The organism is Nocardioides sp. B129/18 (genome assembly GCF_055282735.1).
In genome coordinates this window covers 1-22,914 of the sequence record NZ_JBUZJI010000028.1, presented here as the reverse complement: position 1 = coordinate 22,914, position 22,914 = coordinate 1, and the positions used below count along the sequence as shown (strand labels likewise).

Genomic DNA, 22,914 nt, shown 5'->3' with positions numbered 1-22,914 from the left:
CTTCAACCAGTTGGAGTGATCATGACCCAGGACGTCACGGGCCGGATGCCCGCCCTCTACATCGGCCACGGCGCGCCGCCGCTGCTCGACGACCCGCTGTGGTCGGGCCAGCTCGCGGCCTGGGCGCAGGACCTCCCCCGCCCGACGGCGATCCTCATCGTCAGCGCGCACTGGGAGTCCGCGCCCGTGAGCCTGACCGCCAGCGGCGCCCCGCTGGTCTACGACTTCGGCGGCTTCGACGCGAAGTACTACCGGATGACCTACGAGACGCCCGACGCCACCGCGCTCGCGCAGCGGATCGCCGCGATGATGCCCGCGGGCGAGCCGGTGCACCAGCACGCCTCGCGCGGCCTGGACCACGGCGCGTGGGTGCCCCTGCGGATCATGTACCCCGACGCCGACATCCCCGTCCTGCAGATGTCGCTGCCCACCCACGACCCCGGCCGCCTGCTGCAGCTCGGCGCGCGCCTGCGTCCGCTGCGCGACGAGGGCGTGCTCATCATCGGCTCGGGCTTCCTCACCCACGGTCTGCCGTTCCTGCGCGAGTTCCGCATCGACGCCCCCGCGCCCGGCTGGTCGAGCGACTTCGACGCCTGGGCCGCCGAGGCCCTGGCGGCCGGCGACGTCGACGCCCTGGCCAACTACCGCGAGCTCGCGCCGGGCCTGCCCTACGCGCACCCCACCGTCGAGCACTACACGCCGCTGTTCGTCACCCTCGGCGCGGCCACCGCCCCCGACGAGCCCGGCGAGCAGCGCATCGACGGCTTCTGGATGGGGCTCTCGAAGCGGTCCCTGCAGGTGGCCTGAGCCCGACGCGGCCCGTCGTCCCTGGGGACGACGGGCCGATTGGTCAGGGGAACTTCTGTGGAAAGCAGTGTCAGATGCACGCATCTCGCAGAAGTTCCCCGGTCAGCCGGGGAACTTCTGGCTCACGGCCGCCTCAGCGGATCCCGAGCCGCCGCATCATCTTCAGCCCCGAGAGCATCGACCTCACGTAGTCCTCGTAGTCCTGCCCGGGGCGGGCGCCCATGACCTGCTTCTTCAGCACCGCGAGGTTCTGCACGTCGGTGTACTTCAGCAGGCCCTGGTCGCCGTGGCGGGCGCCGACGCCGGAGGTCTTCACCCCGCCCGAGGGCGTGCCCTTGGAGGCGAAGGCCGTGGCGAGGGAGTCGTTGACGTTGACGTTGCCGGCCTCGATGCGGCCGGCGACGGCCACGGCGCGGTCGACGTCGCGGCCCCACACCGAGGCGTTGAGGCCGTACTCGGTGTCGTTGGCCAGGGCGACGGCCTCGTCGACCGTGCGGTAGCGGTGCAGGGCGACGACGGGGCCGAAGGTCTCGACGACGCCGCACTGCATCTCGGTGGTGACGCCCTCGAGGATGGTCGGCTCGAAGAACGCCGGCCCGAGGTCGGGGCGCGGACGTCCGCCGGTGACGACGGTGGCCCCCTTCGCGACGGCGTCCTCGACGTGGGAGGCCACGCGCGCCATGTGGTCGGGCGAGACCAGAGAGCCGAGATCGGGGCCGAAGTCGTAGGAGGCGCGGATGTCGAGGGCCTCGGTGGCCGCGACGAAGGCGGCCTTGAGCTCGTCGTAGCGGGAGTCGGGCAGGTAGATCCGCTCGATGTGCATGCAGATCTGGCCGGTGTTGCCGAAGACGCCGAACAGCGCGCCGCGCACCCACTCCTCGGCGTCGACGTCGTCGAGCACGATCATCGGGTTCTTGCCGCCGAGCTCGAGGCAGCAGCCGATCAGGTTGCGCCCGGCGCGCTCGCCGATGACGCGGCCGGTGGCGCTGGAGCCGGTGAACATGACGTAGTCGGCCTCGTCGATGAGCGTCGGGCCGACGTCGGGGCCCTCGCCGCAGACCACCTGGAACAGCCCACGCGGCAGCCCGGCCTGCTCGAGCAGGGAGATGCCGAACAGCGGGGAGAGCGCGGTCTTGTTGTCGGGCTTCACGACGACGGCGTTGCCGGCCATGAGGGCGGGGATCGCGTCGGAGAGACCCGTGGCGAAGGGGAAGTTCCAGGGCGCGATGATGCCGACGACGCCCTTGGGCACGCGGATCTCGGTGGAGGAGCTCACCAGCGGGACGGGGCCGCCGCGCTTGACCGGCGCGAGCAGCCTCTCGGCCCGCTTGAGGTAGTGGCTCATCACCATCGGCGGGTCGCAGGTCTCCTCGATCGCCATCCGCCGGTTCTTGCCGCTCTCGACCTGGATGAGGTCGGCGGTCTGGTGGGCGTGGTCGATGAGCAGGGTGTGGGCGCGCTTGAAGACCGCGAGCCGGTCCTTGACCGGGGTCGCGGCCCACAGGCGCTGGGCCGCCCGGGCCTCGGCGAAGGCGCGCTCGATGTCGGCCGGCGTCGACTGCGGCAGCTCGACGAGCACCTCGCCGCTGTAGACCTCCGTCAGCGGCCAGGGCGTGCGCGAGCCGTCGGAGGCCACCTTGGCGACGAGCCGCTCGAGCAGCTCGGGGGTGACGCTGGCGGGCCGGTTGAGGCGCTGCGGGGCGAGGGTCATCGGGTCCTCCCCAGGACGAGGTCGGCGCCGCGCTCGCCGATCATGTACGCGGGCGCGTTGGTGTTGCCGCCGGTGATCGACGGCATGATCGAGGCGTCGCACACGCGCAGTCCCTCGACGCCACGCACCCGCAGCTGCGGGTCGACGACGGCGAGCTCGTCGACGCCCATCCGGCAGGTGCCGACGCCGTGGTAGACCGACGTCGCGCGGTTCAGGATGGTCTGACGCAGGGCGTCGCCGGTGACGGCCGGCCCGGGGTGGGCCTCGCGTAGGATCGAGCCCTTGAACGCCGGGCTGGCGAAGATCTCGCGCACCAGGCCGGTGCCCTCCTCCAGCAGCTGGAGGTCCTCGGGCTCCGCGAGGTACTGCGGGTCGATGAGCGGCGCCTGCAGCGGATCCGCCGAGGCCAGCCGCAGCGTCCCCCGACTGCGCGGGTAGATGAGCGTGGTGAGCACCGTCAGCGAGGGGACCTTGTCGACCTCGTGGCGGATCGGCTCGTCCTGGTTGCCCGCCGGGTAGGCCCACGGCAGCAGGTGCAGCTGCAGGTCGGGGACGCCGGCCTGCGCCTGGGAGGTCTGCAGGAAGGCCAGCACCTCGAAGACGGAGTTGGCCAGGAACGTCGAGCCCGGCCGCAGCACCTCCTTGGCCACGCCCTTGGCGAAGTAGGGCGCGGTGCCCTTGTTCTTCGAGGCGGTGGTGTGGAACGTCAGCGCGTGGAAGAGGTGGTCGTGGAGGTTGTCGCCCACCGGCAGGTCGGCGACGACGTCGATGCCGTGGTCCTTGAGGTGCTGGGCGTGGCCGATGCCCGAGAGCATCAGCAGCTGTGCGGAGCCGACGAAGCCGGCCGACAGGACGACCTCCTTGCCCGCACGCACGACGCGCGTCCCGCCCTTCTTGTCGCGCACCAGGACGCCGACCGCGCGGCCGCCCTCGATGACGACCTTGAGCGCCTGGACCTCGGTCTGCACCTCCAGCGTCGGCGGCGCGAGGTGGTGGATGAACCCGCGCGAGGCGGAGTAGCGCAGGCCCCCGGCGGCGTTCTGCTGCATCCGGCCCACGCCCTCCTGGGAGGCGCCGTTGTAGTCGTCGAGGATCCGGCAGCCGGTGACCTCGGAGGTGGCCTGCAGGAACTGCAGCGAGCCCTCCTGCGGCGTCTGGTTGATCGTGACGCGGATGGGGCCGCCCTCGCCGCGGTACTCATCAGCGCCGCCCTCGTAGTCCTCCAGGCGCCGGTAGGCGGCGTTGACGGAGTCGGCGTCCCAGCCCTCGTTGCCCTCCGCGGCCCAGGAGTCGAAGTTCGCGCGGTTGCCGCGGACGTAGACCATGCCGTTGATCGAGCTCGAGCCGCCGAGCACCTTGCCGCGCGGCACGGGCATCTTGCGGTCGAGGATGTGCTTCTGGGGCACCGAGTAGTAGCCCCAGTCGACGGTGCGCTTGAGCTGCGGCACCGCGTGCATCGGGCCGATCATGCCGGGCTTCTTGACGAGGAACTGCTCGTCGCTCTTGCCGGCCTCCAGCACGATCACGCTGGCGCCGGACTCGGCGAGCCGGCCTGCGATCGTCGCGCCGGAGCTGCCGGAGCCGACGACGACGTAGTCGGCCTCGCTGGACTGGGTGGTGGCCATGGCGAACCTCTTGCATACCCGCGGAATGTGTCGGGGACCACAGTAGGGCATTGGTGGAACAGGTTCTAGTTTTCGAGCGGAGGGGCTCGGGAAGTTTCATCGGCTGACCGATGAAACTGCGCGGCCCGCCGCCCCCACCCCCGCGCCACGAACCACCCACAGCCCCGAGAATGACCTGGTGCGCATCCTCTCGATCCAGTCCTCGGTGGCCTACGGCCACGTCGGCAACTCGGCGGCGGTCTTCCCGCTGCAGCGGCTGGGCCACGAGGTGTGGCCGGTGCTGACGGTGCACTTCTCCAACCACACCGGGTACGGAGCCTGGCGCGGGCCGGTGCTCGACCCGGCCGACGTGCGCGAGGTGATCGCCGGCATCGAGGACCGCGGCGTGCTCGGCACCGCGGACGCCGTGCTGTCGGGCTACCAGGGCGACCCCGCGGTGGGACAGGTCGTCGTCGACGCCGTGGCGCGGGTCAAGGCGCTCAACCCCGACGCCGTCTACTGCTGCGACCCCGTCATGGGCGACGTCGGCCGAGGCATGTTCGTGCGGCCCGGCATCCCGGAGTTCCTGCGCGACGTCGTGGTGCCGCAGGCCGACGTCGTCACCCCGAACCACTTCGAGCTCGACTTCCTCGCCGGACGCCACCGCGGACCCGACGGCGAGGGCGGCAGCCGCACCCGCGCGGAGGTGCTCGAGGCCGTCGACGCCGTGCGGGCGCGGGGTCCGCGCGACGTGCTGGTCACCTCCGTCCTGCACGACGAGGTGCCCGAGGGCCACCTCGAGGTGCTCGCGGTCTCCGACGCCGGCGCCTGGGCGGTCACGACGCCGCTGCTGCCGATCGCCCCCAACGGCTGCGGCGACGTCACCGCCGCGCTCTACCTCGCGCACCTGCGCAGCACCGGCTCGCCGGCCGAGGCCCTGGCCCGCACGACGGCGTCGGTCTTCGCCGTGCTCGAGGCCACCATCGCCGCCGGCACCCGCGAGATCCGCCTCATCGAGGCCCAGGACGCCCTCGCCGACCCGCCGCGCACCGTCGAGCCGCGCCAGGTGCGCTGATGCGCGCCCGCAGCCGCTCGACGCAGGTGTGGCTCGTCCTCGACGACGCCGAGGACGCCCCCGAGCCGGTCGTCGCGGTGCTCGGCAGCGAGGACGAGGCCCGCGCCTTCGTCGACGCGCACGTGCCGCGCGACTTCCCCGCCCTGGTCTACGCGCCCTACGACGTCGGGTGGACCTACGACGGCGGGGCACGTCGCCACCGGGGCTGAGACCAGGCTTGGCCAGCCGTCGCCTCACTCGCCGCGCGTGCGCGGCGAGAAGCCCGCCCTCGTCCGCGATTGCGGGCCTTGTAGCTAGGCAGCTGCGAGTCGCAGTTCGGACAGATCAGACGAAGGTTCGCCCGACGGTTGTCCTCTGCGTCTCCACTCACATGGTCGAGGATGAAGACCAGAGGCTTGCCCTCCCAGGACATGTCGCGACCGCAGATCGCACAGAGGCCAGCCTGCTCGTCTGCGATGTGCCGCCGGACGTCGTGGCCCGCCTTGCTGTCGACCCAGGCCTCGCCAGTCTCGAGCCAGGCTCGGACCAGATGCGCCTGCCGAGCTCGCGCCTGGCAGGCGTTGCTGCAGCAACGCACCTGATGCCGTCGTCGCAGCTCAGCACCACAGGCCTCGCAGATCGCCATGCCACGACCATCTCGCACGCCGCCGACATCCCGGCGGGCCGACGACACGGAGCCGCGTGGGAGGATCGAACTCCCGACATTCCGCTTACAAGGCGGATGCTCTGCCAACTGAGCTAACGCGGCGACGCCCCGCGCCTGCGCGCCGGGCGCGCTCATCGTAGAAGCACCGCCGCGACGCACCGGCGCCGGATCCGGCTTGACCTTGACGCAGCGTCAGCCCTCGACGCTGGTCGACATGACCACCACCCCCGACACCACATCCCACACCGGGCCCGCCCTCGAGGTGCGCGGCCTCACCCGATCCTTCGGGGAGAACCGCGTGCTCGACGGCGTCGACCTCACCGTCCGACGCGGCAGCGTCCACGCCCTGCTCGGCTCCAACGGCGCCGGCAAGACCACGCTCGTGCGCATCCTCGCCACCCTCCTGCGCCCCGACGCCGGCACCGCGCTCGTCGAGGGCCTCGACGTCGTGCAGCGCCCCGTCGCCGTGCGGCGCACGATCAGCCTCACCGGCCAGTTCGCCGCGGTCGACGAGATCCTCACCGGCCGGGAGAACCTCCAGCTCGTCGCCCGGCTGCGGCGCGAGCCGGACGCCCGCGGCGTCGCCACCGCGCTGCTCGAGCGGTTCGACCTCGTCGACGCCGCCGACCGGGCGGCGTCCACCTACTCCGGCGGCATGCGGCGCCGCCTCGACATCGCGATGAGCCTCATCGGCGAGCCGGCGGTGCTCTTCCTCGACGAGCCCACCACCGGGCTGGACCCCGAGGCGCGGCAGGAGGTGTGGCGCACCGTCGAGCGCCTGGCCGCCGGCGGCACGACGGTGCTGCTCACCACCCAGTACCTCGAGGAGGCCGAGCGCCTGGCCGACCGGATCTCGATCCTCCACGGCGGCCGGATCATCGTCGAGGGCACCCTCGCCGACCTGCGCGCCCTGCTGCCCCCGGCGCAGGTCGAGCGCGTCGAGCGTCAGCCCTCCCTCGAGGACGTCTTCCTGGCCGTCGTGGGCGGCCGCACCTCCCTCACCGCCTCGCTCACGACCTCGCTCACCACGCAGGAGTCCTGATGACCACCACTGCTCACACCGAGAACCGCCCCGACGCCGACCGCGACGCCGACCTCGACCGGATCAGCCTTGCCGAGTCCGTGCACGGCGTCCGGGTGCTGCTCGGCCGATCCCTGCGCCACGTCACCCGCAGCCCCGACACGATCATCACCACCGCGCTGATGCCGGTGGCGATGCTGCTGCTGTTCGTCTACGTCTTCGGCAGCGCCATCCAGGCCGGTGCCGACACCGGCGAGTACGTCGACTACCTGCTGCCGGGGATCCTGCTGATCACCGTGGTCTCGGGCATCTCCTACACCGCGTTCCGGCTCTTCCTCGACGTGCAGCGCGGCGTCGTCGAGCGCACCTGGACCTTCCCGGTGCCGCGCTCGGCGATCCTGTGGGCCCACGTGCTGACCTCGCTGGTGGCCAACGCGATCTCGCTGGTGCTGGTGGTGGGCGTCGCCCTGCTCATGGGCTTCCGCTCCGGCGCGGGCGTGCTCGCGTGGCTGGCCGTCGTCGGCCTGCTGGCGCTCTTCACGCTCGCGCTGACCTGGCTCGCCGTCATCCCCGGCCTCACCGCCTCCACGCCCGACGGCGCCAGCGGCTTCGCCTACCCGCTCCTGCTGCTGCCCTTCCTCAGCTCGGCGTTCGTGCCCACCGACTCCATGCCCGGGCCGGTGGCCGCGTTCGCCGAGCACCAGCCGGTGACGTCGCTGGCCGACGCGATCCGCGCGCTGCTCGCCGGGACGCCGGTGGGCGACCAGGCCTGGGTCGCCCTCGCCTGGTGCGCCGGCCTGCTGGTGGTGGCCGTCGCGCTGGCCCTGCGCGTCTACCGGCGACGGCTCGCGTGAGCGGCCCGAGCGGCCGGGCGGGAGGCTCGGCGAGGTCTAGCGTGGGCCCATGCCCGCGCTGACCATCAGCCAGCTCGCCCGGCACGCGGGGGTCACCGTCCGCGCGGTACGGCACTACCACGCGACGGGCCTGCTGCCAGAGCCCGAGCGCGACCACTCCGGCTACCGCCGCTACGACGCGGTGGCCGTGGCCGACCTGATCCGCATCCGCACCCTCGCCGAGGCCGGCGTCCCGCTGGCGCGCGTCGAGGAGCTGCTGCGGGCCTCCCCCGAGGAGTTCGCGGCGGCGGTCGAGGAGATCGACCGCCGCCTGCGCCGCGAGGTGCGCACGCTGCAGCAGCACCGCCGGCGCATCGCCCGGCTCGCGGCCGGGGAGAGCCTGGCGCTGCCCGAGAGCGTCATCTCCTACCTGGAGCGGCTGCGGCAGGAGGGCTTCAGCGAACGGCTCGTCGAGGTCGAGCGGGACTCCTGGATCATGATCGCCGCGCAGATCGAGCCGCGGCTGGTCGACGCGATGATGCGCACCAAGCACCAGCAGTTCGACGACGGGGTGCTGCGCGGGCTCTACCTCGACTTCGACGAGATCATCGACGCCGAGCCCGACGACCCCCGCCTGACGACCGTCGCCGACCGGATCTCCGCCGGCATCGAGGCTGCCTACCTCGAGGCCGACACCGCCGACCCCGAGCTCGCGGAGCTCGACCCCGCACTCGTCCGGCTGCTCGACACCGTCTTCCTGGAGTCGATGCCCTCGGCCCGGCGGCTGATCGAGCTGCTCGAGGAGCGCGGCTGGCGGGGCTGGACGATGATCGAGCGCGCCGAGGCCCCCTGACCGTGGGTCAGGGGGCCTCGGGGTCGGTCGGCCGGGCTCAGGCCCCGGCGGGGGCGAGCTCGCGGTCGTCGGCGCCGTGGGCGGCGTCGGCCACGGGGTCGCCCACCTGCTGGCTGTCGTAGACCTCGCGGTCGAGGATGCCCTCGCGGGCCGCCACGATCGTCGGGACGAGCGCCTGGCCGGCGACGTTCGTCATCGTGCGCATCATGTCGAGGATCGGATCGACGGCCAGCAGGAGGCCGACGCCCGCCAGCGGCAGGCCCAGGGTGGTGAGCGTCAGCGTCAGCATGACGACGGCGCCGGTGAGGCCCGCGGTGGCCGCGGAGCCGACGACCGAGACGAACGCGATGAGCAGGTAGTCGGAGAAGCCGAGGTCGACGCCGAAGAACTGCGCCACGAAGATCGCCGCGAGCGCCGGGTAGATCGCCGCGCAGCCGTCCATCTTGGTGGTCGAGCCGAGCGGCACGGCGAAGGAGGCGTACTCGCGCGGGACGCCGAGGTTGCGGGTGGTGACGTACTGGGTGACCGGCATCGTGCCCACCGAGGAGCGCGAGACGAAGGCCAGCTGCAGCGCGGGCCAGGCGCCGGCGAAGAAGCGCAGCGGGTTGAGGCCGTGGGCGCGCAGCAGCACCGGGTAGACCACGAGCAGGACGATCGCGCAGCCGACGTAGACGTCGACGGTGAAGACCGCCAGCGGGCCGATGGCGTCGAAGCCGTAGGTGGCCACGGCGTTGCCGATCAGGCCGAGGGTGCCCAGCGGCGAGAGGCGGATGATCCACCACAGCACGGTCTGGATGACGGCGAGGAAGGACTCCGAGATCGCCAGGAACGGCTCGGCCTTCGCGCCGGTCTTGAGGATCGCGGCGCCGATGAGGAGCGCGACGACGACGATCTGCAGGACGTTGAAGTCGACCGAGACGCCGCCGGCGCCGTCGGGGCTGGCGGAGAGGCCGAGGAAGTTGTCGGGAACCAGGCCGTTCAGGAAGTCGGTCCAGGAGCCGGAGCCGCTCGGGGCCGCCGCGGCGTCGCGGGACACGCTGGTGTGCAGGCCGGGGTCGGTGAGCAGGCCCAGGACGATGCCGATCGTCACCGCGATGGCGGCGGTGATGGCGAACCACAGCAGGGTCTGCGCGGCCAGGCGGGCGGCGTTGGAGACCTCGCGCAGGCGGGCGATGCTCACCACGATCGCGAAGAACACCAGCGGGACGACGACGGTGCGCAGCAGCGAGACGAAGGTGTCGCCGACGGTCGAGAGGGTCTCCCCCAGCCAGCCGACGTCGTAGGCGCGGACGACGGCGCCGAGCACGACGCCGATCACCAGGCCGCCGAGGATCTGCGCCCAGAACGGGACGCGGGGCAGGCGGCGGCGTCCGTGGCGGGTCGCCTCGGTGGTCGCGGCGTCGGGTGCTGCGTCCGGTGCCGCGTCGGATGCGGAGTGGGGTGAGCTCACGCGGGATCCTCCTCGATCAGGCGCCCCGACTGGTCTAGTCAGGGCCACCTGGCGACAACCGGCCCCGGCCCGTCGGGATTCCGTGATGCGGGGCACCCGTGCGCGGGACCGCCGATCGACCGCGATCGGCGGCGCCGATCAGCAGCTGATCAGCAGCCGGTCACATGCCGCCGTCGAAGGCGAGCACCGTGCCGGTGATCATCCGGGCCTCCTCGGAGGCGAGGTAGACGATCGAGGAGCCGATCTCGGCGGGGCTGATCGCGGGACCGGGCAGCATCATCATCAGCCGGTCCGCGACGCGGTGGTCGAGGTCGGGCGGGAAGATCTCGGCCACCTGGGAGACGATCGGGGTGTCGACGGTGCCCGGGCACACGGCGTTGACGCGGATGCCCAGCGGGGAGAGCTCGAGGGCCAGCGAGCGGGTGAGCATCGTCAGGCCGCCCTTGGCCGCGGAGTAGGCGGCGGCGTAGGGCTGGGGCTTGTTGCCGGCGACGCTGGAGACGTTGACGACGTTGCCGCCGGCCGCGCGCAGGTGGGGCAGCGCGGCCTGGATGAGCATGAACGGGCCCTTGAGGTCGACGGCGTGGACGCGGTCCCACTCCTCGTCGGTGATCTCGGCGAAGTGGCCGAACTGCACGATGCCGGCGACGTTGGCGAGCACGTCGATGCGTCCGCCCTCGGCGCACCGGGCGATGGCGGCGTCGACGGAGGCCCGGGAGCCGACGTTGCACTCCACGTAGGTCACGCCCTCGGGGACGGTGGGGGCGATGTCGAGGCCGAAGACGGTCTCGCCGAGGTCGCGGAACAGGGCTGCGGTGGCGTGACCGATGCCGGAGGCGGCACCGGTGACGACGACGATGCGGGTCACCGCGCGAATGTAGAACACGTTCTAACTCCGGCACAACGAAACCGGAGCGAGACCTGCATCGGGCACAGTGACGCCATGCCCGCGCACCTGCTCCACGATCCGCATCACGACGGCTCGCCCCTCTACCTCTCCGACGACGCGCCCGCGCTCGACGACGTCGTCACCGTGCGGGTGCGCACCTCGGCCCTGGCCGAGCCGGACGCCGTGTGGCTGCGCACCGCCTACGACGCCGAGCCGGTCTTCCACGAGGCCCGCGTGGCCTCGCGCGACGCCCACGTCGTCTGGTGGGAGGCCACGCTCCCGGTGCACAACCCCGTCACGCACTACCGCTTCCTGCTCGCCCACGGCGCCGAGCAGCGCTGGCTCACCGCGGCCGGCGTCGCCGAGCACGACGTGCCCGACGCGCACGACTTCGTCGTCACCACCCACGCCCCGGCTCCGACCTGGGGACGCGAGGCGGTCGTCTACCAGATCTTCCCCGACCGCTTCGCTCGGTCCGCGGCGGCCGACGCGCGGCCGACCCCGGCCTGGGCGGTGCCCGCGGCCTGGGACGACGAGGTGGTCTTCGAGGGCTCCGACCCGCGCACGCCGCTGCAGTACTTCGGCGGCGACCTCGACGGCGTCGTCGCGCACCTCGACCATCTCGCCCGCGTGGGCGTCTCGGTGCTCTACACGACGCCGGTCTTCCCCGGGGAGTCCAACCACCGCTACAACGCCTCGACCTTCGACGGCGTCGACCCGCTGCTCGGCGGCGACGAGGCCTACGCCCGGCTCGCCCACGCCGTCCACGCGCGCGGCTGGCGGCTGCTGGGCGACCTCACCACCAACCACACCGGCGACACCCACGAGTGGTTCCGCACCGCGCGCGAGGGCGGCCCGACGCGCACCTGGTACCACCTGCGCGAGGACGGCGGCTACGAGACCTGGATGGGCCACCACACCTTGCCCAAGCTCAACCTCGCCGACCCCGGGCTGCGCGCGGCGATGGTCGAGGGCCATGAGTCGGTGGTGGCGCGCTGGCTGCGCCCGCCCTTCGAGGTCGACGGCTGGCGCATCGACGTCGCCAACATGACCGGCCGCCTCGGCGCCCTCGACGTCAACCACGACACCGCCCGCGCCGTCCGCGCCACCGCCACGGCCGAGCGTCCCGACGCCTGGGTGATCGGCGAGCACAACCACGACGCCTCCGGCGACATCGACGGCGACGGCTGGCACGGCACCATGAACTACTCCGGCTTCTCCTGGCCGGTGTGGTCGTGGCTGCGCGACCCCGACTCCCCCGCCCGCGCCTTCGGACGCCCGCTGCCGGTGGCCGTGCGCCCGGGCGGACTGGTGGTGCGGACCCTGCGCGAGTGGGCCGCCCGCTACGGCTTCCGCGCCGCCGCGCAGTCGTGGAACATCCTCGGCTCCCACGACTCCGCCCGCATCCGCACGCTGGCCGGCAGCCCCGAGCGCCAGCGCGTCGCCGCGGGCCTGCAGTTCACCCTCCCCGGCGTCCCGATGGTCTTCGCCGGCGACGAGATCGGCCTGCAGGGGGTGCTCGGCGAGGACTCCCGACGTCCCATGCCCTGGGACCGGCCCGAGACCTGGGAGACCGACACCCTCGCGGCCTACGCCGCCCTCACCGCCGCCCGCCGCGAGCACCCCGCGCTCGTCTGGGGCGGGCTGCGCTGGGTGCTCGCCGACGACGACGCCGTCGCGTTCCTGCGCGAGCACCCCACCGGCACGCTGCTCGTCCTCGCTCGCCGGGCTCCCGGCGACGCCGTCGACCTGCCCGCCGGGCTCCTCGGGGCCGGCGGGGCCACCGCCGTCCTCGGCACCGAGCACTCCCCCGCCGACCTCGTGGCCCGCGACGGCGTCCTCACGCTGCCCGCCGGGGGCGTCGGCGTCGAGATCTGGCGGCTGGGGTCGGCGGGCGAGGCGTGAAGGATTCGGCGGCCAACCGCTGAAACGCACGGTTGGCGTTCGAAGGTTCGAACGCCAACCGGAAGGTTCGGCGGTCAGCCGCTGAAACCTTCACCCCGGCCGCCCCCACCCCCGCGCCATGATCGACCTCATGACCACCACGACGACCCACCCGCTCGTGACGGCCCTGCGCGGACGCCTGGGCGAGGACATCCCGCTGGTCACCGACGCCGACGTGCTGGCGGCCTACAGCCACGACCGCGCGCCGTGGGTGCCGCACGGGACGCCGCTGGCGATGGTGGCGCCCGATCACGTCGACGGGGTGCGGCACGTGCTCGAGCTCGCGGCCGAGCACCGGACGCCGGTGGTGCCGAGGGGCGCGGGGTCGGGGCTGACGGGCGCGGCGAACGCCGTCGACGGGGCGCTGGTGCTCTCGACGCACCGGCTGCGTCCCGAGCCGGTGCTGGAGCGGGCCGACCGGCTGATGCGGGTCGGCGCCGGCATCCTCAACGGCGAGGTGAAGCAGCAGGCGGCCGACGCCGGGCTGCTCTACCCGCCCGACCCCGCCAGCTCGGCGTTCTGCAGCATCGGCGGCAACATCGCCACCAACGCCGGCGGCCTGTGCTGCATCCGCTACGGCGTCACCCGCGACTGGGTGCGCGAGCTCGAGGTCGTGCTGCCCGGCGGCGAGGTGATGCGCACCGGCCACAGCGCGCCCAAGAGCGTCGCCGGCCTCGACCTCACGCGGCTGATCGTGGGCTCCGAGGGCGTCCTCGGGGTCGTCACCCGCGCCACCCTCGCGCTCACCAGCGCGCCGACGCGCGTGGCCACGGTCGTCGCCTACTTCGACGACCTCGCGGCGGCCGGCGAGGCCGTCGTCGCCCTGCGCGACCGGCCCGCGCCGCCCACCCTGCTGGAGATCATGGACGCCGCCACCCTGCGCGCGGTCGAGGCGCTCGCGCCGATGGGCCTGGACCTCGACGCCGCCGCGCTCGTGCTCGTCCAGGTGCCCGACGACGGCGCCCTGGAGGCCGACGCGGCGGCGGTCGAGGGCGTCTGCACGGCCGCGGGCGCCAGCGCCTGCTTCGCCACCACCGACCCCGCCGAGGGCACCGCGCTGCTGCAGGCTCGCCGCCTGGCCTACGAGGCCTTCGAGCGTCAGGGCCTGCCGCTGCTCGAGGACGTCGCGGTCGACGTCTCGCGGCTGCCAGCCCTGATCGCGGCCATCGCCGACGTCGCCCGGCGCCACGACGTCACCATCGGCACCTTCGGCCACGCCGGCGACGGCAACCTGCATCCGGTGGTGCTGGTGCGCGAGGACGCCGAGGCCGCCCGCGCCGCGGCGCAGGCGGCGTTCGACGCCGTCGTCGAGGAGACCCTCGCGCTGGGCGGCACGCTGTCGGGCGAGCACGGCATCGGCCGCCTCAAGCTGCCCTACCTGCACCGCGAGCTCGATCCGGTCGCGCTGCGGATGATGCAGCGGGTGCGCGAGGCCTTCGACCCGCTCGGGATCATGAACCCCGGCTCGTCGCTGCCCGCTCCCCCGAGCCGGCCCCCGAGCCAGCCCCCGGGCCGGCCCGGACAGGACCACCCCTGACACCGGCCCCGCGGAGCCCTACGCTCCGCACATGACCAGCGGCGGCGAGGAGCGCACCGGACTGCGGGTGCAGGCCCACCGGCCCGACCCGCGCCTGCTGACGCTGCCCTGGCACGTGCCGCTGGAGGAGTGGGACGAGCGCGTCGTCGTGCCCCTGCCGCGCGGCCTCTCGCGCCACGTCGTGCGCATCGTGCGACTCGGCGAGGCCGTCTACGCGGTCAAGGAGACCACCGCGATCAACGCCGAGCGGGAGTACCGCGTGCTGCGCGACGTCCACCGCCTCGGCCTGCCGGCGGTGCTGCCGCAGGCCGTCGTCACCGGACGCACGACGCGCGAGGGCGAGCCGCTCCCCGCGGCGCTGGTCACCGAGCACCTGCGCTACTCGCTGCCCTACCGCACCGTCTTCACCCACGGCGGCACCGCCGCCCAGCTGCCCCTGCTCGTCGACGCCCTGGTGGTGCTGCTGGTGCGGGTGCACCTGGCCGACCTCTTCTGGGGCGACGTCTCGCTCTCGAACGTGCTCTTCCGGCGCGACGCCGGCGCCTTCGCCGCCTACCTCGTCGACGCCGAGACCAGCGAGCTGAAGGAGGCGCTCTCCGATCCGCTGCGCGCCTACGACGTCGACCTCGGCTGCGAGAACGTCTTCGCCGAGCTGATGGACCTCCAGGCCAGCGGCGCCGTGGGCGAGGACGTCGACGGCACGGAGCTGGTCGAGCTGCTGCAGCGTCGCTATCGCGAGCTGTGGGCCGAGCTCACCGACGCCGAGGAGTTCTCCACCGACGAGATGTGGCGCATCGAGCAGCGCATCGAGCGGCTCAACGACCTCGGCTTCGACGTCGAGGAGCTCGACATCGTCACCGACCTCGACGGCGACGCCGTGCGCATCCGTCCCCGCGTCGTCGAGCTGGGCCACCACGCCCGCGAGCTGCAGGCCCTCACCGGCCTGATGGTCGAGGACGGCCAGGCGCGGCGGCTGCTCAACGACATCGCCGCCTTCACCGCCACCTTCGACCTCGGCGGCCTCGACCGGCGCGTCGTCGCCGAGCGGTGGCGTCGGGAGGTCTACGACCGCCTCGCCGCGCTCGTGCCCCCGCAGGCGCAGGGACGCCTCGAGCCGGCCGAGCTCTTCCACGAGGTGCTGGTGCACCGGTGGTACCTCTCCGAGCGGGCCGGACGCGAGGTCGACCTGTTCGAGACCGCCCGCGACTACGTGGCCCGGCACCTCGCCGACCGCCCGGTCGAGGTGCTCGCCGCGCCCGAGACCGGCACCCCCGACTGATCGGCTGACCGGCTGACCGGCTGACCGGCAGGCGTCAGGGACGGCAGACGCGGCAGGCCACCAGGCCGGGGGCGTCGCCGGCGGGGTGGAGGTCCTCGCGGTGCGCGATGAGCGCGCAGTCGCGGCGGTGCACGGTGGTGTTGTCGCCGGCCACGACCGGCAGGGCGCCGACGTCGACCCCGGCGTCGTTGAGCGAGGCGTTGCGCGAGGTGATGTCGGCGAGCACCAGGAGGGTGTCGGCCAGCCGCTTGGAGGACTCCCGGTTGTCGTCGGCGATCCGGGCCAGCCAGGCGCCGAAGTAGAGGAACCCGCCGGCGAAGGTCAGGCCGAGCCCGAGCAGGCCGCCGGAGACCAGGTAGGAGAGCTGGTCGTACTGGTAGGGCGTGTTGGCCGCGCCGTACCAGCCGAGCACGATGACCACCAGGCCGAGGGGCAGCAGGATCGCCCCGGCCCAGAACAGCACGACCTGCAGCAGCTGGACGTTGTTGTTGCGCAGCGGCGCGACGCCGTTGCCGGCACGCTCGCCCGCGCGGGGCAGCGGGGCGCCGGCGCCGGCGCCCAGGCGGGAGCCGCTGGCGGGGACGGGGTTCTGGATCGCGGTCATGGCGGGCCCTTCGGTGAGGGGGGTGGTCGTCGGGGTCGGGGGCTCAGGCCCTGCGGAGGTCGGGGACGCCGCTCTCGAGGCCGTGGGCGCAGGCGCCACCGCCGCCGAGGACGGCCAGGCCCATGCGCCGCACGACGCTGCCGATGACGAAGGCGCCGAGGAGCGCGCCGGCCATCAGCAGGCCCGGGATCGAGAACAGCTTCGGGAGGCCGGCCGCCTCGACGGTGGGCGGCAGCTCGCCGGGGACGTCGCCGCCGCCACCGGCGGAGGTGGAGCCGGGGTCGGTGGTGGCCGGGACGTCGGTGGAGCCGGTGCCGCCGCCGGCCGTCGGGCCGTCGGTGGTGCCGGTGCCGGTGCCGCCGGTGACGCCGCCGCTCGAGGTGCCGGTGCCGCCGCCCGCGCCCGGGTCGACGCCGGGGATGTCGACGCCCTGCACGGTCTCCAGGGTCGAGGTGGCGTAGCCGAGGTGGAGCACGATCTTCGGCGCGAGCTCGGGGATGGAGAGCAGCAGCGACTTCAGCGGGCCGGCCTGCGTGGGCAGGCTGTTGGCGATCGGGTTGAGGATCGTCGAGAGCGGCAGGAGCTTCAGGACCTTCAGGAGCGGCGCGGTGTCGAGGGTCAGCCGCAGCGCCTCGGACGTCACCGTGAGCTTTCCGCCGTCGCGCGTCTCGACGCGACCGGGGGTCTCGAGGGTGATGCCCAAGGCCTTCAGCAACGCCGTCGGCGCCGACGGCAGCCCGGGCACCTTCTGCTGCTGGCCGGCGGCCTCGAGGCCGTCGGGGCCGATGCGGAACCGGAGGCCGGCGATCGTCAGGATCCCGTAGCTGGCGTGGCCACCGGCCACCGGCTTGCCGCCGTCGCCGGTGGCGACCGCGGTGGAGGTCAGGCCGGAGAGCGTCACGAGGCCGCCCAGGACGCTGATGTCGCCGAGCGAGGCCCGCGAGATCGCCTTCACCTGGGCGCCGACGCCGGTGGAGCTGGTGGTCTGGGACGAGGCGACGTATCCGCCGAGGTCGACGATCGCCGCCAGCTGCGCGGGCAGCTGGCAGGCGGTGGTGTCCTTGCCGGCGTCGTCCTTGCCGTCGCCGCTCGCGGGGGCCGGGGTCGTCGGACCGAAGAGCCCGCCGACGAGCGAGGTGAGGCCGTCGAGCGGGCTGCCGGAGCCGCCCGAGCCGCCCGAGCCGCCTGAGCCCTTCGCGGTGTCGTCGCCCGCGGAGCCGGTGGGGTCCTGCACGTCGCAGTCGGTGGAGAAGCCGGTCTTGGCGAAGGTGGTGTACTGCGTGGCCTTGGTGCGCATCACCGAGCCGGGCAGCCGCTCGTTGGTCTGCTCGGCGTCGCCGGAGGGGAAGCCCGAGTTGACCTGCACGGGGTAGCCCTGAGCGGCGATCGGGCCGATCAGCGCCTGCGGGAGGCCGAGCTGCTCGAGGATCGTCTTGAGGCCCTCGCCCACGGCGTCGCCGGGCCACAGGAAGCTCGCGCGTCCCTTCGAGCCCGAGGAGTCCGCGAGCACCTTGGAGTACCCGAGGCTGAACTCCGCCTGCGGGCTGGCCGGGATCGGGATGGTCGGCTCGAAGATCTCGACCTTGATCGGCGCGGCGACCGTGGAGGAGGAGAACCCGGAGAAGCCCGGCCCGGCGGGGGTGTCGCCGTCGGCGGAGCGGGCGGCCGCGCTCGCGGCCCCGCCCAGCGGCAGGGTGGCGCCGAGCAGCGCGCAGGCGCCGAGCGCGGCGGCCCCGCGTCGCAGGCGCCGAGCGCCCCCGTGGTGGATGTGCGTCATGCCGCCCCTCCCAGGATGACGTCGGACATGGTCTCGAGGATCTCGCCGGGCTCTCCCGTGGCGACCACGCGCCCGCCCGACATGACGGCGGCGTAGTCGGCCACCTTGAGCGCGGTGCGCGCGAACTGCTCGATGCACAGGATCGAGACGCCCGAGGCGGCGATCCGCCCGACCGTCTCGTAGAGCTCCTCCACGATCAGCGGCGCCAGGCCCATCGAGAGCTCGTCGAGCAGCAGCAGCGCGGGGTCGGAGGCCAGCGCCCGCGACATCGCCAGCATCTGCTGCTCACCACCCGACATCGTCCCGGCCAGCTGACCGCGCCGCTCCAGCAGCCGCGGGAAGTAGGCGAACGCGGTCTCCAGGACGGCCTCCGCCGAGACCCCCGCGTACGACATCAGCGTCAGGTTCTCCTGCACCGTGAGGTTCGGGAACACCGAGCGGCCCTCCGGCACCGTGCACAGCCCGAGCCGCGCGAGGTCCTCGGTGGCCGCGCCGCGCACGTGGACGCCGGCGAGGTGGATGTCGCCCGAGGTCTGCTTCTTCTGCCCCGAGATCACCTTGACCAGCGTCGACTTGCCGGCGCCGTTGGGGCCCAGCAGCGCCATGACCGCACCGCGCGGCACCGCGAGGTCCACTCCGCGCAACACCTCGATGCGGCCGTAGGCGGCGTGGAGGTCGACGACCTCCAGGATCGGGACGCTCACAGCGCACCTCCGCGCGGGGTCCAGGGCTCGCCGACGGCGGAGATGACGGTGGTGTCGTCGTCCATGCCGTAGGCCGGGATGTCGGTGAGGGTGGTCTCCCCCGCGTGCGCGACGGCCGGGTCGAGGCCGGAGTCGAAGGCGGGGTCGTCGACGTCGGAGTAGCCGAGGTAGGCCCTCTGCACCAGCGGATCGGTGCGGATCGCCGCCGGCTCGCCCGACGCGATCACCGACCCGAAGTCCAAGACGTGGATCTCGTCGCACACGCCCATCACCAGATCCATGTCGTGCTCGACCATGAGAATCCCGACGCCGTCGGCGGCGAGGTCGCGCAGCAGCTCGCCGAACGCGTCGGTCTCGGTCTCATCCAGCCCCGAGGACGGCTCGTCGAGCAGCAGCAGCCGGGGCGAGCCCGCCAGGCAGCGCGCCAGTTCCAGGAGCCGCGCGGTGCCGGTGGGGATGGAGTCGGCGCGCTCCTCGGCGTAGGCGGCGATGCCGACCCGCTCGAGCAGGAAGTCGACGTCGGCGGTCGAGCGGCGCGCCAGGCCCCTGGCGCCGGTGGCGATGTCGTAGGCGACGCGCACGTTCTCGCGCACCGTCAGCGAGCCGAACGCCTCGAGCCGCTGGAAGGTGCGCCCCACGCCCCGCTTGGAGCGGCGGTGCACCGGCAGCCGCGACACGTTCCTCCCGTCGTACCAGACCTTCCCGCGCGTGGGCTTCTGCAGCCCGGAGATCACGTTGAAGCAGGTCGTCTTGCCGGCGCCGTTGGGGCCGATCAGGCCCGTGACGCGTCCAGCGTCGGCGCTGAAGCACGCCTCGTTGACGGCCGTGACGCCGCCGAACTGGACGACCACGTGGTCAACCTCGAGCAGGGACATGGGTTCCTCTCCCCTCTCCGTCGCGATCGTCGGCCTGGTCGTGCAGGTGACCCTCCAGCGGTCCACTATGAAGCAGGTCACTCATCTCCGTGGTGCTTTCGCCTGGCTCGCCGTCGATCCGGCTCTGCTGGTTGAGGGTGGGCAGAATCGGGATGCGGGCGCGCACCCGGGTGCCGTAGCGCTGCTCGAGCAGGTGTCCGAGCCGGAAGAGGAACGAGGCGATGCCGTTGGGGTTGCGGGCCAGCAGGATCGCGGCGATCGCGATCGCCATGAACAGCAGGCCGGCGATGCCGGGGTTCTCCGACTGCTGCACCGGCAGCTCCATCAGCCCGATGCCGCCGAGCAGGGCGCCGGTGACCGACGTGACGCCGAAGACCACGGCGAAGAGCAGCAGCGTCAGGCTGGAGAAGAACTGGAAGTCGTTGGCGCCGATGGTGCCGCGCAACCCGGCGAACAGGCCGCCGGCCAGCCCGGCGATGGTCGCCGAGAGCGCGAAGAGGCCGACGCGGAACCAGCGGGCGTCCAGGCCCAGGGTGCCGCAGGCGGCCGGGCTGTCGCGCAGCGCGATGAGCAGCCGGCCGAGGACGCCGCGGCGCAGCGCGAGCAGCGCGATGGCGGTGAGGGCGAAGAAGACCACCATCACCAGCACGTAGGCCTGCGTCGACTCCACCTGCGTGCCCAGCAGCGAGAGGCGCTCAGCGGTCAGCGCCCCGCCGAAGCCGAAGGCGAAGTCGGCCTGGAAGACCAGCTTGTCCATCAGCACCGCGAAGGCCAGGGTCGCCAGCGCCAGGTACAGGCCGGTGAGCCGGATGACCGGCAGCGCCACCAGCGCTCCGACGGCTCCGGCGACCAGGGCGGAGATCAGGAGACCGCCCAGGTTGGGCTCGTCGATCTTGGCGTAGGTGAGGGCCCCGACCCCGGCGAAGGTGAACTGGCCCAGCGACACGTGACCGCCGTAGCCGGTGAGCAGCACGAGCGAGAGCATCACGATCGCGTAGGTGGCGGCGTAGCCGACCAGCAGCAGATTCGACTCGCTCATCCCGGCGGTGAACAGCGCGACGACGAGCAGCAGGGCCCCCGCCCAGGCGGCGGAGCGACCCAGGGAGGGCACCGGCACGGTGACGATGCCCTTGACCTGGCCGATGCGCAGCTGGGTCTGGGGCATCGCGATGACGACGGCGAAGAGGAACAGCGGGGCGATGACGCCGCCGACCTTGCTGATCAGGCCGTCGGTGGGCAGGTAGCCCTTGGCGTACGCCTCGGCCAGGCCCAGCGCCATGCCGCCGGCGAAGGTCAGCGGCAGCGACTTCAGCCGGCCGAAGACGGCCGCGGCGAACGCGCTGATGACCAGCAGGGTCAGCTGGTAGTAGTCGAGGCCGACCTGGGAGGCCAGCAGGATGCCGCCGAGCGCCGCCAGCGAGGTGCCGATCGCCCACGACAGCGCGGCGACGGTCTCGGGATTGCCGCCGAAGAGCTTGAGGAGCTCGGGGTTGTCCACCGACGCCCGCATGGCGGTGCCGACGCGGGTGCGCGTCAGGAGCACGAAGAGGCCGCCCGCGACGGCGACGGAGAGCAGCACCGTGATGATCTGGTGCGCGGAGATGATCGTGCCGGCCACCGTGATGGAGACCTCCGGCAGGAAGGGCGCGACGGTGCGGGGGTCCTCGGCCGGCCAGAACTGCTGCGCGAAGCCGATGCAGGCCACCAGCAGCGCGACGGTGACCACGAGCGACACCGACACCGGGGCGTCTCCCAGGCCGCGGGCGATGAAGCGCTGGATGAACCAGCCCAGCGCCGGCGCGATCACGAGCACCACCACCAGCAGCGCGGGGAACGCCGGCAGCCCCTGGCGCACCGAGACGTCCCAGAACACGAACGACATGAGCATGCCGAGCGCGCCGTGGGCGATGTTGAACACCCGTGTGGTCGTGTAGGTCAGCGTCAGGCCGGAGGCGACGATGGCGTAGGCCGCGCCGCTGAAGAGCCCGAAGATCGTGAACGCGATGAAGCTGGTCATCTCAGCGCACCGTGGTGACGCCGGCGTAGTTGTAGGCGGTGCCGCCCACCGGCACCCACTTGCCGCCCTTGACCTGGATGAAGCGCCAGCCGTCGCCGGTGCGCCGCGGGCCGACGTACTGCTTGGAGTGCAGGTTGTTGGCGGTCCAGTTGGTGACCTTGCCGACCGACGCCAGCAGGCTGGCCCGGTTGAGCTTGCCGCCCAGCGCGATCGACTGCTCGACGAACAGCCGCGCCGCGGACCAGGCGAAGACGCCGAAGAAGGTGGGCTTCGCGCCGGGCTTCACCTGGTTGAGCCACTTGAGGTACGTGGCCAGCTCCGCGTTCTTGCTCGCCTCCTCGAAGGGGGTGAAGTTGAGGAACACCGTGGCGCCCTCGACGGCCGCACCGCCACTGGAGATGAAGTCGGGCGTGTAGGCCGTGGGGTCGAACATCAGCACCTGCGGCTTGTAGTTCTGCTGCTTCATCGCCTGGGCCAGCCGCACGAACTGCGGCGTGGCGGCGATCATCTGCACGTACTGCACGCCCTTGTCCTTCAGCTGCTGGACGAACGGCGAGTAGTTGAACTCCGAGACCTCGATGCCCTGCACGTAGACGAAGTTCATGCCGCGCGCGTTCATCGCCTTGGCCTGGATCTTGCCGTTCTCGGCGGCCGCCCCTGCGTTGACGTAGAGCATCGCGGCCTTCTTCGCGGCCTGGGGGAAGTTCTTCTTCACGTAGTCGGGCACGGCGTTCTCGAACTGGTTCGGCACCGTCGACTGCGCTCCGTACGCCGTCTTGCTGTTGACACGTGCGGCCGTCACCGATCCCGTGCGGATGTCGGGCAGGCCGCACTTGTCGGAGGTGGCCGCGCCACCGGAGTCGAAGGCCGACTGCGAGCCGACCATCGCGAAGACGTTCGTGCAGCCGTCGGCGTAGTTGGCCTGGTCGGCGCCGGCGTCGGTGCGGGTGTCGTAGGCCTTCAGCGCGAGCTTGCGCCCGCAGATGCCCTTGGGGTTGGTGGCATTGAAGTAGGCGACGTAGGCCTTGACCGCATCCTGAGATGCCTCGAAGAGACCGGGCACGGGACCGGAGATGTCACTGGAGTTGCCGATGGTGATCGTCGAGTCGGTGATGCCGGGGCCGTTCTTGAAGCCCGTGCAGTCGCCGGCCGCCTTGCCGCCGGTGGCGCCGTTGGCGGCGGTGCCGCCCGCCGCTGCGCCGTTGCCCGATCCGCTGCCGGAGCCCGCGGCGCTGCCGGTGGAGCCGGTGAAGCTCACCTTGCGCAGGCGGTCGTCGGCCTGGAGCCG

At 72.8% G+C, this 22,914-nt stretch carries 19 protein-coding genes and 1 tRNA gene; 9 read left to right on the top strand and 11 right to left on the bottom strand.

Annotated elements, in window-relative coordinates; all coding sequences use genetic code 11:
• Positions 1–21 precede the first annotated feature (21 nt).
• Positions 22–807 (top strand): dioxygenase family protein, encoded by a 786-nt coding sequence (locus tag ACZDWJ_RS16740; RefSeq protein ID WP_463522758.1) that lies wholly within the window; start codon positions 22–24, stop codon positions 805–807.
• Positions 808–940: 133 nt separating this feature from the next.
• On the opposite strand, the gene ACZDWJ_RS16735 is transcribed toward ACZDWJ_RS16740, so the two are convergent.
• Both ACZDWJ_RS16735 and ACZDWJ_RS16730 read right to left on the bottom strand, forming a co-directional pair.
• Entirely contained in the window at positions 941–2,518 is a 1,578-nt protein-coding gene (locus ACZDWJ_RS16735) for a succinic semialdehyde dehydrogenase (RefSeq protein ID WP_463522756.1), read from the bottom strand.
• On the bottom strand, positions 2,515–4,143 hold the full coding sequence (locus ACZDWJ_RS16730; protein WP_463522754.1) for a GMC family oxidoreductase: 1,629 nt from the start codon (positions 4,141–4,143) through the stop codon (positions 2,515–2,517). The genes ACZDWJ_RS16735 and ACZDWJ_RS16730 overlap by 4 nt, the downstream gene beginning before the upstream one ends.
• A gap of 178 nt (positions 4,144–4,321) precedes the next feature.
• Between ACZDWJ_RS16730 and pdxY the strand changes: the two genes are divergently transcribed.
• Together pdxY and ACZDWJ_RS16720 are read left to right on the top strand one after the other, a co-directional pair.
• Positions 4,322–5,197, top strand: a complete 876-nt coding sequence (pdxY, locus tag ACZDWJ_RS16725) for a pyridoxal kinase PdxY (protein WP_463522752.1) — start codon at positions 4,322–4,324, stop codon at positions 5,195–5,197.
• On the top strand, positions 5,197–5,406 hold the full coding sequence (locus ACZDWJ_RS16720) for a hypothetical protein (protein ID WP_463522750.1): 210 nt from the start codon (positions 5,197–5,199) through the stop codon (positions 5,404–5,406). Before pdxY ends, ACZDWJ_RS16720 begins: the two co-directional genes overlap by 1 nt.
• 466 nt (positions 5,407–5,872) lie before the next feature.
• On the opposite strand, the gene ACZDWJ_RS16715 is transcribed toward ACZDWJ_RS16720, so the two are convergent.
• A tRNA-Thr gene (locus ACZDWJ_RS16715) sits at positions 5,873–5,945 on the bottom strand.
• 112 nt (positions 5,946–6,057) lie between these two features.
• On the opposite strand from ACZDWJ_RS16715, the gene ACZDWJ_RS16710 reads away from it, so the two are divergent.
• From ACZDWJ_RS16710 to ACZDWJ_RS16700, 3 genes are read left to right on the top strand one after another with little or no spacing between them, the layout of a single operon-like run.
• Entirely contained in the window at positions 6,058–6,885 is an 828-nt protein-coding gene (locus ACZDWJ_RS16710) for an ABC transporter ATP-binding protein (RefSeq protein WP_463522748.1), read from the top strand.
• Positions 6,885–7,718 carry an ABC transporter permease gene (locus ACZDWJ_RS16705; RefSeq protein WP_463522746.1) on the top strand — a complete coding sequence of 278 codons (834 nt, stop codon included), beginning with the start codon at positions 6,885–6,887 and terminating at the stop codon, positions 7,716–7,718. Before ACZDWJ_RS16710 ends, ACZDWJ_RS16705 begins: the two co-directional genes overlap by 1 nt.
• Positions 7,719–7,767: 49 nt before the next feature.
• Positions 7,768–8,550: a MerR family transcriptional regulator gene (locus ACZDWJ_RS16700; protein WP_463522744.1), complete on the top strand. Its 783-nt coding sequence runs from the start codon at positions 7,768–7,770 to the stop codon at positions 8,548–8,550.
• A 37-nt stretch (positions 8,551–8,587) separates the two neighbouring features.
• On the opposite strand, the gene ACZDWJ_RS16695 is transcribed toward ACZDWJ_RS16700, so the two are convergent.
• Together ACZDWJ_RS16695 and ACZDWJ_RS16690 are read right to left on the bottom strand one after the other, a co-directional pair.
• The gene (locus ACZDWJ_RS16695) at positions 8,588–10,000 is read right to left on the bottom strand and encodes a dicarboxylate/amino acid:cation symporter (protein WP_463522742.1); all 1,413 of its coding nucleotides are present in this window, start codon (positions 9,998–10,000) and stop codon (positions 8,588–8,590) included.
• Between the two features lie 160 nt (positions 10,001–10,160).
• Entirely contained in the window at positions 10,161–10,868 is a 708-nt protein-coding gene (locus ACZDWJ_RS16690; RefSeq protein ID WP_463522740.1) for an SDR family NAD(P)-dependent oxidoreductase, read from the bottom strand.
• A gap of 75 nt (positions 10,869–10,943) precedes the next feature.
• On the opposite strand from ACZDWJ_RS16690, the gene ACZDWJ_RS16685 reads away from it, so the two are divergent.
• The 3 genes from ACZDWJ_RS16685 (at position 10,944) to ACZDWJ_RS16675 (ending at position 15,649) form a co-directional block, all read left to right on the top strand.
• A complete protein-coding gene (locus ACZDWJ_RS16685; RefSeq protein ID WP_463522738.1) occupies positions 10,944–12,794 on the top strand; it encodes a glycoside hydrolase family 13 protein in 1,851 nt (616 codons plus the stop codon).
• 130 nt (positions 12,795–12,924) lie between these two features.
• Positions 12,925–14,370, top strand: a complete 1,446-nt coding sequence (locus ACZDWJ_RS16680; protein ID WP_463522736.1) for an FAD-binding oxidoreductase — start codon at positions 12,925–12,927, stop codon at positions 14,368–14,370.
• A 31-nt stretch (positions 14,371–14,401) separates the two neighbouring features.
• Positions 14,402–15,649: a DUF4032 domain-containing protein gene (locus ACZDWJ_RS16675; RefSeq protein ID WP_463522734.1), complete on the top strand. Its 1,248-nt coding sequence runs from the start codon at positions 14,402–14,404 to the stop codon at positions 15,647–15,649.
• A 34-nt stretch (positions 15,650–15,683) separates the two neighbouring features.
• On the opposite strand, the gene ACZDWJ_RS16670 is transcribed toward ACZDWJ_RS16675, so the two are convergent.
• The 6 genes from ACZDWJ_RS16670 to ACZDWJ_RS16645 all read right to left on the bottom strand — a co-directional run.
• Complete coding sequence (locus ACZDWJ_RS16670; protein WP_463522732.1) at positions 15,684–16,253, bottom strand: hypothetical protein; 570 nt, start codon at positions 16,251–16,253, stop codon at positions 15,684–15,686.
• A gap of 43 nt (positions 16,254–16,296) precedes the next feature.
• Positions 16,297–18,030, bottom strand: a complete 1,734-nt coding sequence (locus ACZDWJ_RS16665) for a hypothetical protein (RefSeq protein WP_463522730.1) — start codon at positions 18,028–18,030, stop codon at positions 16,297–16,299.
• Positions 18,027–18,734 (bottom strand): ABC transporter ATP-binding protein, encoded by a 708-nt coding sequence (locus ACZDWJ_RS16660; RefSeq protein ID WP_463522728.1) that lies wholly within the window; start codon positions 18,732–18,734, stop codon positions 18,027–18,029. Before ACZDWJ_RS16660 ends, ACZDWJ_RS16665 begins: the two co-directional genes overlap by 4 nt.
• Positions 18,731–19,609 (bottom strand): ABC transporter ATP-binding protein, encoded by an 879-nt coding sequence (locus tag ACZDWJ_RS16655; protein WP_463522726.1) that lies wholly within the window; start codon positions 19,607–19,609, stop codon positions 18,731–18,733. The genes ACZDWJ_RS16660 and ACZDWJ_RS16655 overlap by 4 nt, the downstream gene beginning before the upstream one ends.
• Positions 19,590–21,626 (bottom strand): branched-chain amino acid ABC transporter permease, encoded by a 2,037-nt coding sequence (locus tag ACZDWJ_RS16650; RefSeq protein WP_463522724.1) that lies wholly within the window; start codon positions 21,624–21,626, stop codon positions 19,590–19,592. Before ACZDWJ_RS16650 ends, ACZDWJ_RS16655 begins: the two co-directional genes overlap by 20 nt.
• Before the next feature lies 1 nt (position 21,627).
• Positions 21,628–22,914 (bottom strand): ABC transporter substrate-binding protein (locus ACZDWJ_RS16645; RefSeq protein ID WP_463522722.1); only part of this gene is annotated, 1,287 nt, incomplete at its 5' end.

Excerpts from the sequence above, each read along its gene's own strand:
- ACZDWJ_RS16740 (WP_463522758.1), top strand. The coding sequence starts at position 22 with ATGACCCAGGACGTCACGGGCCGGATGCCCGCCCTCTACATCGGCCAC.
- ACZDWJ_RS16735 (WP_463522756.1), bottom strand. The coding sequence starts at position 2,518 with ATGACCCTCGCCCCGCAGCGCCTCAACCGGCCCGCCAGCGTCACCCCC.
- ACZDWJ_RS16730 (WP_463522754.1), bottom strand. The coding sequence starts at position 4,143 with ATGGCCACCACCCAGTCCAGCGAGGCCGACTACGTCGTCGTCGGCTCC.
- ACZDWJ_RS16720 (WP_463522750.1), top strand. The coding sequence starts at position 5,197 with ATGCGCGCCCGCAGCCGCTCGACGCAGGTGTGGCTCGTCCTCGACGAC.
- ACZDWJ_RS16710 (WP_463522748.1), top strand. The coding sequence starts at position 6,058 with ATGACCACCACCCCCGACACCACATCCCACACCGGGCCCGCCCTCGAG.
- ACZDWJ_RS16705 (WP_463522746.1), top strand. The coding sequence starts at position 6,885 with ATGACCACCACTGCTCACACCGAGAACCGCCCCGACGCCGACCGCGAC.
- ACZDWJ_RS16700 (WP_463522744.1), top strand. The coding sequence starts at position 7,768 with ATGCCCGCGCTGACCATCAGCCAGCTCGCCCGGCACGCGGGGGTCACC.
- ACZDWJ_RS16685 (WP_463522738.1), top strand. The coding sequence starts at position 10,944 with ATGCCCGCGCACCTGCTCCACGATCCGCATCACGACGGCTCGCCCCTC.
- ACZDWJ_RS16680 (WP_463522736.1), top strand. The coding sequence starts at position 12,925 with ATGACCACCACGACGACCCACCCGCTCGTGACGGCCCTGCGCGGACGC.
- ACZDWJ_RS16675 (WP_463522734.1), top strand. The coding sequence starts at position 14,402 with ATGACCAGCGGCGGCGAGGAGCGCACCGGACTGCGGGTGCAGGCCCAC.
- ACZDWJ_RS16670 (WP_463522732.1), bottom strand. The coding sequence starts at position 16,253 with ATGACCGCGATCCAGAACCCCGTCCCCGCCAGCGGCTCCCGCCTGGGC.
- ACZDWJ_RS16665 (WP_463522730.1), bottom strand. The coding sequence starts at position 18,030 with ATGACGCACATCCACCACGGGGGCGCTCGGCGCCTGCGACGCGGGGCC.
- ACZDWJ_RS16655 (WP_463522726.1), bottom strand. The coding sequence starts at position 19,609 with ATGTCCCTGCTCGAGGTTGACCACGTGGTCGTCCAGTTCGGCGGCGTC.
- ACZDWJ_RS16650 (WP_463522724.1), bottom strand. The coding sequence starts at position 21,626 with ATGACCAGCTTCATCGCGTTCACGATCTTCGGGCTCTTCAGCGGCGCG.